14 protein-coding genes and 1 tRNA gene are annotated in these 12,434 nt (G+C 58.3%); 11 read left to right on the top strand and 4 right to left on the bottom strand.

Going from position 1 to position 12,434, the window contains the following annotated elements; translation table 11 throughout:
• Positions 1 to 26: 26 nt before the first annotated feature.
• Positions 27 to 1,571 (top strand): trimethylamine methyltransferase family protein, encoded by a 1,545-nt coding sequence (locus tag V8J85_RS02875; RefSeq protein ID WP_339952035.1) that lies wholly within the window; start codon positions 27 to 29, stop codon positions 1,569 to 1,571.
• On the opposite strand, the gene V8J85_RS02880 is transcribed toward V8J85_RS02875, so the two are convergent.
• Positions 1,564 to 1,854 carry a DUF6477 family protein gene (locus V8J85_RS02880; RefSeq protein ID WP_339952037.1) on the bottom strand — a complete coding sequence of 97 codons (291 nt, stop codon included), beginning with the start codon at positions 1,852 to 1,854 and terminating at the stop codon, positions 1,564 to 1,566. The two genes, V8J85_RS02875 and V8J85_RS02880, sit on opposite strands and share 8 nt — an antisense overlap.
• Positions 1,855 to 2,138: 284 nt before the next feature.
• Between V8J85_RS02880 and V8J85_RS02885 the strand changes: the two genes are divergently transcribed.
• Both V8J85_RS02885 and lipA read left to right on the top strand, forming a co-directional pair.
• Complete coding sequence (locus V8J85_RS02885; RefSeq protein WP_339952039.1) at positions 2,139 to 3,224, top strand: DUF6456 domain-containing protein; 1,086 nt, start codon at positions 2,139 to 2,141, stop codon at positions 3,222 to 3,224.
• A gap of 122 nt (positions 3,225 to 3,346) precedes the next feature.
• Positions 3,347 to 4,300 (top strand): lipoyl synthase, encoded by a 954-nt coding sequence (lipA, locus tag V8J85_RS02890; protein WP_339952041.1) that lies wholly within the window; start codon positions 3,347 to 3,349, stop codon positions 4,298 to 4,300.
• Between the two features lie 488 nt (positions 4,301 to 4,788).
• On the opposite strand, the gene V8J85_RS02895 is transcribed toward lipA, so the two are convergent.
• Positions 4,789 to 4,878, bottom strand: a tRNA-Ser gene (locus tag V8J85_RS02895).
• Positions 4,879 to 5,027: 149 nt separating this feature from the next.
• Here V8J85_RS02895 and V8J85_RS02900 point away from each other — a divergent pair.
• Positions 5,028 to 5,864 (top strand): DUF2059 domain-containing protein, encoded by an 837-nt coding sequence (locus tag V8J85_RS02900; protein ID WP_339952043.1) that lies wholly within the window; start codon positions 5,028 to 5,030, stop codon positions 5,862 to 5,864.
• Positions 5,865 to 5,887: 23 nt separating this feature from the next.
• On the opposite strand, the gene V8J85_RS02905 is transcribed toward V8J85_RS02900, so the two are convergent.
• Entirely contained in the window at positions 5,888 to 6,862 is a 975-nt protein-coding gene (locus V8J85_RS02905; RefSeq protein WP_339952045.1) for a hypothetical protein, read from the bottom strand.
• Positions 6,863 to 6,973: 111 nt separating this feature from the next.
• Positions 6,974 to 7,324, bottom strand: a complete 351-nt coding sequence (locus V8J85_RS02910; RefSeq protein WP_339952047.1) for a hypothetical protein — start codon at positions 7,322 to 7,324, stop codon at positions 6,974 to 6,976.
• 173 nt (positions 7,325 to 7,497) lie between these two features.
• On the opposite strand from V8J85_RS02910, the gene V8J85_RS02915 reads away from it, so the two are divergent.
• The 7 genes from V8J85_RS02915 to proB all read left to right on the top strand — a co-directional run bounded on the left by V8J85_RS02915 (position 7,498) and on the right by proB (position 12,428).
• Positions 7,498 to 8,169 carry a 50S ribosomal protein L21 gene (locus V8J85_RS02915; protein ID WP_339952049.1) on the top strand — a complete coding sequence of 224 codons (672 nt, stop codon included), beginning with the start codon at positions 7,498 to 7,500 and terminating at the stop codon, positions 8,167 to 8,169.
• Between the two features lie 12 nt (positions 8,170 to 8,181).
• Entirely contained in the window at positions 8,182 to 8,451 is a 270-nt protein-coding gene (gene rpmA / locus V8J85_RS02920) for a 50S ribosomal protein L27 (RefSeq protein ID WP_339952051.1), read from the top strand.
• A gap of 130 nt (positions 8,452 to 8,581) precedes the next feature.
• Positions 8,582 to 9,124: a GNAT family N-acetyltransferase gene (locus tag V8J85_RS02925; protein WP_339952053.1), complete on the top strand. Its 543-nt coding sequence runs from the start codon at positions 8,582 to 8,584 to the stop codon at positions 9,122 to 9,124.
• On the top strand, positions 9,121 to 9,654 hold the full coding sequence (locus tag V8J85_RS02930; protein WP_339952055.1) for a GNAT family N-acetyltransferase: 534 nt from the start codon (positions 9,121 to 9,123) through the stop codon (positions 9,652 to 9,654). The genes V8J85_RS02925 and V8J85_RS02930 overlap by 4 nt, the downstream gene beginning before the upstream one ends.
• Before the next feature lie 102 nt (positions 9,655 to 9,756).
• Positions 9,757 to 10,278, top strand: coding sequence for a GNAT family N-acetyltransferase (locus V8J85_RS02935; protein WP_339952057.1), 522 nt, complete (start codon positions 9,757 to 9,759; stop codon positions 10,276 to 10,278).
• Between the two features lie 18 nt (positions 10,279 to 10,296).
• On the top strand, positions 10,297 to 11,334 hold the full coding sequence (gene obgE, locus V8J85_RS02940; RefSeq protein WP_339952059.1) for a GTPase ObgE: 1,038 nt from the start codon (positions 10,297 to 10,299) through the stop codon (positions 11,332 to 11,334).
• The gene (gene proB / locus V8J85_RS02945) at positions 11,322 to 12,428 is read left to right on the top strand and encodes a glutamate 5-kinase (RefSeq protein ID WP_339952062.1); all 1,107 of its coding nucleotides are present in this window, start codon (positions 11,322 to 11,324) and stop codon (positions 12,426 to 12,428) included. Before obgE ends, proB begins: the two co-directional genes overlap by 13 nt.
• Positions 12,429 to 12,434: the final 6 nt, after the last annotated feature.

Raw genomic sequence — 12,434 nt, forward strand, 5'->3', positions numbered from 1 at the left:
ATAACGAGATTGCCGGAGGGCCGCAGATGTCGGATGCACCAGTCAGATCAAGACGCCGTGGCGGTGGTGGCGCGGCGCGTCGGGCCGAGCGGACGGCAGTGAGCGTCGAGACGGCGAAGTATATCGAGCGGAACGTGCCAAATTACGAGGTGCTGACCGAAGACGCGCTGGATGTCATCGAGGCGAATGCCGAGACGGTGCTGGCCGAGATCGGTGTGAATTTCGTCGAAAACCCCGCCGCCCTGCAACGCTGGAAAGACGCGGGCGCAGAGGTGGACGGCGAACGGGTGCGGATCCCGCGTGGGCTGGCGAAAAAGCTGTGCGCGACCGCCCCGTCTGAATATGTGCAGCATGCCCGCAATCCGGACCGGAACGTCGTCGTGGGCGGCAAAAACCTGGTCCTGGCCCCGGTCTATGGTCCACCTTTCGTGCGCGATATCGCGGGCGGGCGCCGATATGCGACGATGGCCGATTTCGAGAAATTCGTGAAGCTGGGTTATATGTCCAAATGGCTGCACCATTCAGGTGGAACGGTTTGCGAGCCGACGGATGTTGCCGTGAACAAGCGCCACCTGGATATGCTGCTGGCCCATATGGTCTATAGCGACAAGCCCTTCATGGGGTCGGTGACCGAGCCGAGCCGCGCGCAGGATTCGGTCGAGATGTGCGAAATCCTGTTCGGCGAGGATTTCGTGCAGGACAACACGGTGATGACGTCGCTGATCAACATCAATTCCCCCCTGACATTCGACGGGATCATGATGGGCGCGATGGAGGTGTTCGCACGGAACAATCAGGCAAGCATCATCAGCCCGTTCATCGTCGGAGGTGCGATGGCCCCGGTTTCGGTTGCGGGCACGCTGACGCAGGTGCTGGCCGAGGTTATGGCCGGCGTGGCCTATTCCCAACTGGTCCGGCCGGGCGCGCCGGTTGTGTTCGGCACGTTCGTGACGTCCATCGACATGAATTCGGGTGCGCCGACATTCGGTACGCCCGAGGCTGCGCATATCACCTACGGTGCGGGTCAGCTCGCCCGGCGATTGGGCCTGCCTTACCGGTCCGCGGGTTCGTTTTGCGGATCGAAGCTGCCCGATGCACAGGCGGCGTATGAGACGGCGAACAGCCTGCAGATGGGGCTGCTTTCCGGTGTGAATTTCATGCTGCATGCCTGCGGCTGGCTGGAAGGTGGCCTTGTCGCGTCTTTCGAGAAATTTGTCATGGATGCGGATCAGTTGGGCACGCTTCACCATTTTGCGAAAGGCATCGATCTGGACGAGAACGGCCAGGCGATGGATGCGATCGAAGAGGTGGGGCCAGGCGGGCATTACCTGGGCTGCGCCCATACCCAGGCGAACTTCAAATCGGCGTTCTGGCGGTCCGACCTGCTGGATTACAAACCGTTCGAGACCTGGGACGAAGAGGGTGCGCGCGATACGCAAACCCTTGCTGCGGCGCGGGTCGAAAAGCTGTTGGCGGATTACCGGCAACCCGCGCTCGATCCGCAGATCGAGTCGCGGCTGCGGGCCTATGTGGCCGAGAAAAAGGCCAGCATGCCAGACGCTTTCACATAAGCGCCAGTGATTGCATCAACCGTGCTTCGCCCGCGATGGCGATCAGCACTTCCACATGATCGGCGACGCGGTAGTCGCCCGCGCGCGCAACGCGTGCGCGGTTCATGTCTTCCTCGATCTCGAACAATCTTACGATGGCTTCCGCATGTCGGGGCAGATCATCGTCAAAGAGGATCCGGGGCAGGTGGGTTTCGCGCCGATAGTGGTCGACACCAAAGCGTGTGGCCCGGACGAGCAATTTCGGGCGTTTGAGTTGTGCGAGGCGGCTGTGAATGTCCAACATGATGCGATCTTTCCTGTGTCTGGGTGAGTCGCAACAGGTTTGCACAACCGGCCGGGGTGTTGCCTCAACCGGATGAGTTGCGCACGCACCGGTCGGAAATCTTTATCCTTTGGCAAGAATGGTTGACGAACGCGACACAACGTTAACACTTAGGTAACGAAGCACGCATAGGTTGATCTGCCGAGACGCTGATGTTGTCGGCAGTACGCTTTTCGTGTGTGGAGTTTTTGGTTAAGGGGACGAGTGACATGACCATGGTTCATGGCCATCATCAATCTGACAATTTGCCCCGTTGGGTACCGGATGCGGCCCGCCACTACCTTGCGCATACAGAGACCGGACAATCCATCCGGGCCCTCGCGCGGGCGAGCGACTGCCATCCCTCGACGGTTCTGCGTCAGGTGCGCCGGTTTGAAGGCAGGCGGGATGACCCGCTTGTCGATGCCGCGCTACGATCCCTTTCGACCGAAGTTTTGGGGTGTGACGTTAACCATGAAAGGGACAAGAAAGTGATGAATGTCGAATGCGTCAGAGCGGAAGTGGGTCAGATTGCGGGTCTTACCCAGCACCGTATCGATCAGGAGGCCAAGCGCGTGCTGCGGCGGTTGTGCGAACCGGGTGCGGTTCTGGCGGTCGCGCGCGAGATGGAAACAGCCGTTATCGTCCGTGAAACCGGCGAAGGGGATCAGATGCGCACGGCGATGGTCGATCGCGAGATCGCGCAGGCGATGGCGCTGAAGGACTGGATCAACTGCGCCGATCCCGAAGCGCGTGTGGCGCGATATTTCATCACAAATACAGGGCGGTCGGCCTTGCGCCGTTTGACGGCAGAGGACGAGAACCGCGCCAGTGGCTTTTCCGAAAAGCCGATCGTGCAGGGCGGCGATACGGCGTGGAATATTGTCGAGATTGACGGCGGGGCCCGTCCACCCGTCCGCTATTTTTCAAGCGAAAGCCCGCTTGTCGGTCTGGCTCGCCGCCGGGACCGTGACGGTCAACGTTTCCTCAGCCGCGAACTGGTCGCCGCGGGTGAACGGCTGCGCGAGGATTTCGAGCTTGCGCAGGTTGGTACGAAACCGGTTGCGGATTGGTACGTGTTTACCACTGGTGCCGACGTCGATCTGCCGACCGAGGGCCCGAAGGGATCGATCGCCGCGCGCGACCGTGTCCGCCAGGCTTTGACCGATCTGGGCCCGGGCCTGGGCGACATCGTTCTGCGCTGTTGCTGTTTTCTGGAAGGGTTGGAGCAAACCGAAAAAACGATGGGCTGGTCGGCGCGATCGGGCAAGATCGTTCTGCGCATCGCGCTTCAGCGTCTGCAAAGGCATTACACTGAAACGCAGGGTGCCCTTGGCCCGATGATCGGCTGATCACCTTGGGGATGATCAATGTCATGCCGGGGGCACAAGGCCGTTATGCGGCGCCCCCGGCGCATTGGACAATATGTGTGCCTGACATTAGATAAGGGCCTGAACGTTCAGGAGATCAGGCCATGTCCGCGCGCGATCTGAAAATTCCAGCCCAGCGTCATCCGGAAAAGCAACGCCGCCCGGATGCGCCGCAGCCCAAGAAACCGGACTGGATCCGGGTCAAGGCGCCCACATCCGAAGGGTATAAGGCGACACGCGATATCATGCGTGAGCATAAGCTCGTTACCGTATGCGAAGAGGCGGGCTGCCCCAATGTCGGTGAATGCTGGTCGCAGGGCCACGCTACGATGATGATCATGGGTGAGGTCTGCACGCGGGCCTGCACCTTCTGCAACATCGCCACCGGCAAGCCGCCCGAAGCGCTGGATGTGTTCGAACCCGGTCGTGTGGCTGATGCGGTGAAAAAACTGGGGTTGAACCACGTCGTCATCACGTCGGTCGACCGCGATGATGTAGAAGACGGGGGGGCAGAACATTTCGCCCAGACCATCCGCGCGGTTCGTCGTCAATCGCCGGGTACGACGATCGAGATTCTGACGCCTGACTTTATCAAGGCCGATCCGTCGGTGCTGGAAACGGTCGTCGCGGCGAAACCGGACGTGTTCAACCACAACCTCGAAACCGTCCCGGGCCTTTACCCTCAGGTCCGGCCGGGTGCACGCTATTTCCATTCCCTGCGGCTCTTGCAACGGGTCAAGGAACTCGATCCGACGATGTTCACGAAATCGGGGATCATGGTGGGGCTGGGCGAAGATCGGCAGGCCGTCATTCAGGTGATGGAAGACATGCGCGCCGCCGATATCGATTTCCTGACGATCGGGCAGTATCTGCAGCCCACGCCCAAGCACCATGCCGTGGACCGCTTTGTGACGCCGGAAGAATTCGCGTCGTACGAAAAAGCCGCCTATGGCAAGGGCTTCCTGATGGTTTCCGCCACGCCGCTAACACGGTCGTCGTACCATGCGGGCGAGGATTTCGCCCGGCTGCGTGAGGCGCGATTGAAAAAGTTGGGATAGTGCAACGTCTGATGTTCGCGTGGCCCTGTGACGTTCTGACCATTCGTCGAAAAACCTCCCTGCGGTGAAGAGTCGACGGAAGGTCGCAACACACTGACTTTAGAGGGACGTATCAGGCCTGCGCGGAAAGTATTGGCAAGAAGGCGATTGATGCGTGACTGCCTTGTTGCCAAGGTGAACGAGGTCACAGAAGATAACGGGTGACGGCATGCCGTTCTTGGTGTCTTTGCGCCTCGGATTGTAGATCAGCTCAATGCACTCGATCACATCAAGCCCTTCCATAGTAAGGCCCAGACCTGATGCATTCCCGTTTCAGAGACTGAAAAGAAGCTCTTAGGCAGTTCATTTTCCCTGACGGTCTGCGCTGGTTTGCAGATTGTGCTCCGCCAGAAACCAATCTGAAAGGTGGCCCATCGAAATGGGGTTCGACCGTTCCCTGGAATGCGTCGCCACAAAGGAACGTATTTAGGATACTTTTTAGTGTGTATTGGCGGAGAGACAGGGATTCGAACCCTGGGTACCCGTGAAGGCACAACGGTTTTCGAGACCGCCCCGTTCGACCACTCCGGCACCTCTCCGCGGGGTGGGGGCGTCGTAAAGCGGGATGCGAACCGGTGCAAGACCAAAAGCGTGATCACGCCGCCTTCACCGTGAAGTGTTGTGCATCGCTTGGCTTGTGTGCCCAGCTGTCCTACACCCATAGATGCGATTTCTGACCGGAGGCTTCATGTTTCAACTGCGTTCGCTATCCTTTGCAGGTGCTCTTTGTCTGTTGACCCTGCCGTCCTTTGCCCAGACCGCGGGACAGGACAAGGTCAATGCGCTGATCGATGCGTTGCGCCTGACCGATATCCTGGACGTCATGCGGGACGAGGGCCTGGACTATGGCGAACAGATCGCCACCGACATGTTCCCCGGGCGGGACACGGCCCGCTGGTCGGCGCTGGTATCGGAAATCTACGATGTCGACGTGATGTACGAGGAAGTCGCCGCCGCTTTGGTCGAAGAACTGGATGGCGACGATGTGGATCAGATGATCGCCTTTTATACGTCGGAGCCGGGGCAAACCATCGTCGCTCTGGAAGTCAGCGCGCGCGCGGCCTTGCTGGACGAGGCGGTGGATGCGGCCAGCAAAGAGGATGCTGCGGTCGCCGCTGCCGATGAAACACCAAGGTTCCAGCTGATTGAGGAATTCGTCGAAACGAATGACCTGGTCGAAGCCAACGTGGTTGGTGCGCTGAACGCCAACTACGCCTTTTTCATGGGCCTGATGGATGGCGGTGCGATGCCCGCCGACATGACCCCGGATATGGCTTTGCAGGACGTTTGGGCGCAAGAGCCGCAGATCAGGCAGAATACCGAAGAATGGCTATATGCCTATCTGCTGATGGCCTATCAGCCGCTTGGCGACGGCGACATGGAAACGCTGATCGCCTTTTCACGGACCGAGGCGGGGCAGGATCTGAACGATGCGTTGATGGTGGCATTCAACGGGATGTTCGATGACATTTCGCGCGCATTGGGTCTGGCGTCGTCGCGGATGATGACCAGTCAGGATTTGTAAGCCAGCAAACTTCTGCGCGCCAATCAGTCTTTGAAGTTTAAACTTGGCAGCGTCATGCGGTCGTGACACGCGAATGGCACCACCATTTCATAGAAATCAATCGGTGGCCGCTGCGCACCCGATACGGAAAGTGACATCGGTACAGTGCGGGGATCGACACCACTCTTTATCAGGAAATAATCTGTGATGATCTGCGCCTGCGCTTCAACGTGCAGGTCCCAAAATCCCATGCGACCAATAGGTTGGAGGATGTAATTATAGTCAAGCGTCTCAGAGTCGATCCAATGTTGAACCATGCTTTGCCTGCTGGAAAAGTTCGCCCGAATCTCGGGGTTGCGCCACAGAAACTCAGAGAATGTCTCGCCCGGTTTCGGTGTTTCGTGATCGACGGATGAGTAAACCAGTGACCTTGTCATCTCCGCCTCGGCTCGTACTTGCCATTTGGGTTTTGGACCATGAACGACCGCGATCGGGTCGATATCGTTCACGAATTTTTCGTATTGGATCTTATAATTATTCGCCGCGTCCCAGGCTGCGTTTTCTTCCTCCATCATCCTGTTGAGATGCATAAGGGCCAGCTTTTCGATAATGGCCCGTTTTTCGGGTGCCATATCCTTCAGGGCAAGCTGATAGGCCTTTTCTTGTTTCGCGATGATGCGCTCATAGCTTTCGGCCTTTGCGATCAACTGCGATGAGGTACTGTGTTTTTCGGCGTTCTTTCCCTGCCAGATATGCGCCATTTCGTGGATAAAGATCGCCTTGGTGTTGATATCGGCCTCGGCATAATTGTCGCGAAAATCTCCATCCAGCATGTAAATGTCGCCATTCAACTCATGTGACCGGAGTCTTGTATTTTTGCGTTTTGCTTGCTCAATGGCTTCCGGCGTGGCCGTGTCGTATACCATGACCAGCTTGAAAACATCGCTTGACCCAAAAAACCGACCCAGCATGTCGAGTTCTTCGAATTTCAGGATACGGCCTTTTGGTTCGTCTTGCATCGCAACACCTCGATCAAATTCAGATTGTTCAAATCAAAGATTACGTGACCGTTCAACTATAGAATGTACCCATCTACGCATACGCTGTGTCATTCTAGTAAACTGAATAGACTAAGGCTGTCCATACACCATCAATGCCACGACCAATGCGCCCGGATTGGTTTGATACAGCGTGGTGTCGCCCTGCATCTGGATAATCCTTGCCGCGCGTTCGTCTGACGGGATACCTGCCACGTCCATCGCCTCGAGCAGGTTCGGGCCGCCGCCCTTGCGGATTTCATCGACGATCCCCGGATGGTTCGATTTGACGATGATCTCGACCCGACCACGCCTTTGATTATAGACAGCGTTTTCGGCTGCTGTGCCGAGGCCGGAGATTGGCAACAACAGGGGATTGCCAAGATGGTTGGCCTCACTTGTACAGGCCGTAATGGCAATCGCCGCGATCCATAGTCTGCGCATGGGTTTTCCACCTTCTTTTGGCTTGACTTGTAGGGTCATTGGTCACATAAGCCGCCATCTCGGCAAGGTGTTTGCCGGGATATCGCGAAAACTCGCCCACGGGCGCGCTGTCCACAGGCACAAAACGCTGGATGTTCCGGGGCCTTAGAGACGCGGAAAATGAGGAAGATAGCATGTTTGCGGTTCTGAAAACCGGCGGCAAGCAGTACAAGGTCGCATCAGGCGACATTCTGCGGGTCGAAAAGCTGGCGGCACAAGCTGGCGACAAAGTTCAATTCAACGACATTTTGATGGTCGGCGCCACCGTGGGTACGCCCCTTGTTGAAGGTGCTGGGGTCCAGGCCGAAGTGATCGACCAGATCAAAGGCGAAAAGACGATCAATTTCGTCAAGCGTCGCCGTAAGCACGGCTCTCAGCGCAAGAAGGGTCATCGTCAGCAACTGACGCTGGTGCGGATTGCCGATATCCTTGAAAAAGGTGCTGACAAGTCCGGCGTGATGGCTGCCGTTTCCGGCGCTGGCGTTGTGGCAGCACCTGCGGCCAAGCCTGCGAAGAAGGCGGCACCAAAGACAGAAGTCAAGGCAGAGGCACCGAAGGCTGAAAAGCCCAAGGCGGAAAAGAAAGCGGCACCAAAGAAAGCTGAAGGCGCTGACGATCTGAAGAAACTGTCCGGCGTTGGTCCTGCCTTGGAAAAGAAGCTGCATGAAGCTGGCGTGACCACATTCGCCCAGATCGCAGCATGGACCGAAGCAGATGTAGCTGCTATGGACGAGAAACTGTCGTTCAAAGGCCGGATCGAGCGTGAAGGCTGGATCGACCAGGCCAAAGAACTGGCAAAAGGCTAAGGAGAGCAACCAATGGCACATAAAAAAGCAGGCGGTTCATCCCGTAACGGGCGCGACTCGGCCGGTCGCCGTCTTGGCGTCAAGAAATTCGGCGGCGAAGCCGTCATTCCGGGCAACATCATCATGCGTCAGCGTGGTACGAAGATGTGGCCAGGGTCCGGCGTTGGGATGGGCAAGGATCATACGATCTTTGCGACGACAGAAGGCGCCGTGAAATTCCACAAGGGCCTGAAAGGGCGCACCTTTATTTCGGTTCTCCCGGTGGCGGAGGCCGCTGAATAAGCCGAAAATCTCAAGAACACGCATTTGGGGGGATCGGTGAACACCGGTCCCCTTTTTAATTCATAGTTTCGCCACCATCTGGGGTTAGAGGAGAGGCGAAGGCGGTAAGTTGGTTTCGAGGAGGAAAACAATGAGACACGCGGATATCACCGTGCAGGACACGATCGAGGCGGACCGCTTTATTCTGCGCCCCTGCCGTAAATCCGATGCAGGTCTCATTGCGATGTATGCTGCTGATGACCGTGTGTCCCGTGGTACCCGTGCCATGCCGCATCCGCTGCCGCCCGGCGCGGTCGAGGCGATGATCGAACGTGCGTCTCAGCCTGACCGGACAGAAGATGTCTGGGTCATCGACGGGTCTGCCCACGGCCATGCCGAGGCGTTGGGTCTGATCAGTCTGGAACGCATGGACCGCAACCAATCCGAGATTTTCTATTGGATCGCACCGGCCTTCTGGAACACCGGTTTCGCGACCGAGGCCGTGCGCACGCTGATCGCAGCCAACCCGCACAGGGCCGAGCGCATCTTTGCCGAGGCGTTTCAGGACAATCCGGGTTCTGCCCGCGTGCTGACGAATTGCGGTTTCGACTATCTGGGCGATGCCGAGGCGTTTTCCGTCGCACGCGGCGCGACGGTACCGACATGGACCTATACGCTCAAAATCGAAAAATGACGGTGTCGACGTTGCGCACGGACCGTCTGGTCCTGCGCGCGTTGCGGGAAACCGATGCGGCTGCGATCGTTGCGGAGCTCAATAATTATCAGGTCAGCAAATGGCTGACTGCCGTGCCGTTTCCTTACACGTCCGCCGATGCCGACTGGTTCATTGGTGAGAACATTGCCGGCCATGTGCGGGCCCTCATAATTCTTCGCGATGAAAGGCTGGTTGGCATGATCAGCTTGGGGCGGGAGTTGGGTTACTGGCTTGCCGAAAATGCTTGGGGCAATGGATATGCGACAGAGGCCGCCCGCGCCGTTGTGGAACATCATTTCGCGCAGAGCGATGATGATCTCGTGCAATCAAGTCATTTCGTCGAGAATATCACGTCGCGCAATGTTCTAACCAAGCTGGGTTTCGTCGACGTCGGCCCGCATATCCATTTCAGCAAGGCACGGCAGGCCGAAGTGGCCGGGCGATTGATGGAATTGACGCGGGAAAATTTCACGTATCGTGCCACGGCGGATGTCAAACCGGTCACATGACCGCGAACACGCGACTTCGTACTTGTCTGACCCGGCGCCGACACCGCATGTTTGCGAAATGATGCATACGCTCGTCACCGATACTGCCATTCTTTGCGCGCCATGAATGATATTACTTACCGCCCGTTGCAGCCAGCGGACGCCGATGCGCTGCATGATATCGTCAGCGATTGGGAGGTCGTGCGCCAGTTGGGATCATGGCCATGGCCGCCGGACCGTGCGTTCACCGAAAGCCGCTGCAAACCTTACGAAGGCGATGGTTTCGTTTGGGGCATCTTCGACGGTGACGCATTGATCGGCACGATGGGCGTGACCGATGGCGATCTGGGATATTGTCTGAAGAAAAGCCATTGGGGCAGGGGCATTGCCACACATGTCGGCATGCGGGCGGTGGAAAAGGCGTTCGCCGATCCTGATGTGACCAGGATCACGGCAAGCGCATGGCATGATAACGCGGCGTCGGATCGTGTGCTGACCAAACTGAGCTTTTCGCTGCTGAGCGAAAAATTGCAGCATGCCAAGGCGCGCGATGAACCGACACGCTGCTATAAATATCTGCTGACCCGCACCCATTGGGACGGCTTGAGAAGCCGCGGAGAATGGACTATCGCAGCGGCTGAATAGCCGGAAAGCCGATATGCCATGAAATTCCTCGATCTTGCCAAGGTCTATATCCGTTCGGGCGGCGGCGGCGCGGGCTGTATCTCGTTCCGGCGCGAGAAATTTATCGAATATGGCGGGCCTGACGGTGGCGATGGCGGCAAGGGCGGTGACGTCGTGGTCGAGGCCGTCGAAGGGTTGAACACGCTCATCGACTTTCGCTATCAGCAACACTTTTTTGCGGGCAACGGCCAGCATGGTATGGGCGCGCAACGCACCGGCAAGGACGGCGACGACAAGGTGCTGCGGGTGCCGGTCGGCACCGAAATCCTTGACGAGGATCAGGAAACGGTCATCGCCGACCTGACAGAGGTCGGCCAGCGGATCATCATCGCCAAGGGGGGTAATGGCGGCTGGGGCAACCTGCGCTTCAAATCCGCCACGAACCAGGCCCCGCGCCGCGCCAATCCGGGGCAAGAGGCGGTGGAGCGGACGATCTGGCTGCGCCTGAAACTGATCGCCGATGTGGGTCTGCTGGGGATGCCGAATGCCGGGAAATCGACTTTTCTGGCAGCGACATCAAACGCGAGACCCAAAGTTGCCGACTATCCGTTTACGACGCTGATCCCCAATCTGGGCGTTGTCGGCATCGATAACGTCGAATTCGTTGTCGCCGACATCCCGGGCCTGATTGCGGGCGCATCCGAGGGTAGGGGGCTGGGCGATACCTTCCTTGGCCATGTCGAACGCTGCGCGATCCTGCTGCATCTTGTGGATGGGACATCAGGTGATCCGGCTGCTGACTATACAACGATCATCAACGAACTTGAAGCCTATGGTGGTGTGCTTGCCGATAAGCCGCGGCTGACCGTCCTCAACAAGATCGACACGCTTGACGAAGAAGAGCGCGAATTTCTCCGCGATGAACTCGCCACCGTTTGCGATGGCCCGATCATGATGATGTCCGGTGTCAGCCGCGAAGGCATACCCGACGTGCTGCGCGCATTGCGCGCCGAAATCGACGACAACCGCCTGCGCGAACGCAAAGAGGCCGAGGAGGACACGCCGTGGCAACCTTGACCGAGGCCAAGCGCCTTGTCGTCAAGATCGGCTCGGCCTTGTTGGTGGACAGCGAAACGGGTGCGCTGCGGCAGGATTGGCTGACATCGCTCGCCAGCGACGTTGCCCGTATCCGGGCGCGGGGGACGGATGTGATCATCGTATCGTCGGGGTCAATCGCGCTGGGGCGCGGTGTTCTGGGGCTGCCGTTATCATCGCTTGCGTTGGAGCAATCGCAGGCAGCCGCCGCCGTAGGTCAGATCCGGCTGGCACGCGCCTATGAAGAGGCACTTGCGCCGCACAATATCATCACCGGTCAAGTCCTTGTCACACTTGAAGATTCCCAAGATCGCCGCCGCTATCTGAACAGTCGCGCGACGATGGAAACGATGCTTGGCCTCGGAGTGACACCTATCGTGAACGAGAACGACACGATAGCGACCGATGAAATCCGCTATGGCGATAATGATCGTCTGGCCGCGCAAGTTGCCGTGACCATCGGGGCAGATCAGCTGATCCTGTTGTCCGATGTCGACGGGCTTTACTCCGCCAATCCGAAAATCGATCCCAAGGCGCAGCACATCGCGCATGTCGACAAGATCAACACGACGATCGAGTCGATGGCCGGCGATGCGGGCTCTGGCCTATCCAAGGGTGGCATGATCACCAAGATCATCGCGGGTCGCATCGCGACCGAGGCCGGGTGTGCCATGGCCATCGCGCTTGGCACCGCGCTTTATCCGCTAGGCAAACTGGAAAACGGCGCACGGGCGACGTGGTTCGCCGCGCAGACCGATCCGCAGGCGGCGCGCAAGCGCTGGATTTCGTCGATGAAGCCAAAGGGTTACATCACGATCGACAACGGTGCGAAGGATGCTTTGAGTCGTGGCAAAAGTCTGTTGCCCGCTGGCGTTGTCGGCGTGAACGGCAGCTTTGGGCGCGGCGATCTGGTCGCGATCCTGGATGAAAACAACGATCAGATCGGCCAGGGCCTGATCCGCTATACCAGCGCAGAGTCGCGTCAGATCATGGGCCAACGCTCTGCTGACATCGTGGGCATCCTCGGCTATGAAGGGCGCGCCGCGCTGGTGCATCGCGACGATATGGTTTTGTGAGGACAA

Origin of the sequence: Yoonia sp. 2307UL14-13, from assembly GCF_037572755.1 — a bacterium.
GTDB lineage: Bacteria > Pseudomonadota > Alphaproteobacteria > Rhodobacterales > Rhodobacteraceae > Yoonia.

What these genes read in the sequence shown, in the direction of transcription:
- V8J85_RS02875 (WP_339952035.1), top strand. Translation starts at nt 27, where the DNA reads ATGTCGGATGCACCAGTCAGATCAAGACGCCGTGGCGGTGGTGGCGCG.
- V8J85_RS02880 (WP_339952037.1), bottom strand. Translation starts at nt 1,854, where the DNA reads ATGTTGGACATTCACAGCCGCCTCGCACAACTCAAACGCCCGAAATTG.
- lipA (WP_339952041.1), top strand. Translation starts at nt 3,347, where the DNA reads ATGTCCGCGCGCGATCTGAAAATTCCAGCCCAGCGTCATCCGGAAAAG.
- V8J85_RS02900 (WP_339952043.1), top strand. Translation starts at nt 5,028, where the DNA reads ATGTTTCAACTGCGTTCGCTATCCTTTGCAGGTGCTCTTTGTCTGTTG.
- V8J85_RS02905 (WP_339952045.1), bottom strand. Translation starts at nt 6,862, where the DNA reads ATGCAAGACGAACCAAAAGGCCGTATCCTGAAATTCGAAGAACTCGAC.
- V8J85_RS02910 (WP_339952047.1), bottom strand. Translation starts at nt 7,324, where the DNA reads ATGCGCAGACTATGGATCGCGGCGATTGCCATTACGGCCTGTACAAGT.
- V8J85_RS02915 (WP_339952049.1), top strand. Translation starts at nt 7,498, where the DNA reads ATGTTTGCGGTTCTGAAAACCGGCGGCAAGCAGTACAAGGTCGCATCA.
- rpmA (WP_339952051.1), top strand. Translation starts at nt 8,182, where the DNA reads ATGGCACATAAAAAAGCAGGCGGTTCATCCCGTAACGGGCGCGACTCG.
- V8J85_RS02925 (WP_339952053.1), top strand. Translation starts at nt 8,582, where the DNA reads ATGAGACACGCGGATATCACCGTGCAGGACACGATCGAGGCGGACCGC.
- V8J85_RS02930 (WP_339952055.1), top strand. Translation starts at nt 9,121, where the DNA reads ATGACGGTGTCGACGTTGCGCACGGACCGTCTGGTCCTGCGCGCGTTG.
- V8J85_RS02935 (WP_339952057.1), top strand. Translation starts at nt 9,757, where the DNA reads ATGAATGATATTACTTACCGCCCGTTGCAGCCAGCGGACGCCGATGCG.
- obgE (WP_339952059.1), top strand. Translation starts at nt 10,297, where the DNA reads ATGAAATTCCTCGATCTTGCCAAGGTCTATATCCGTTCGGGCGGCGGC.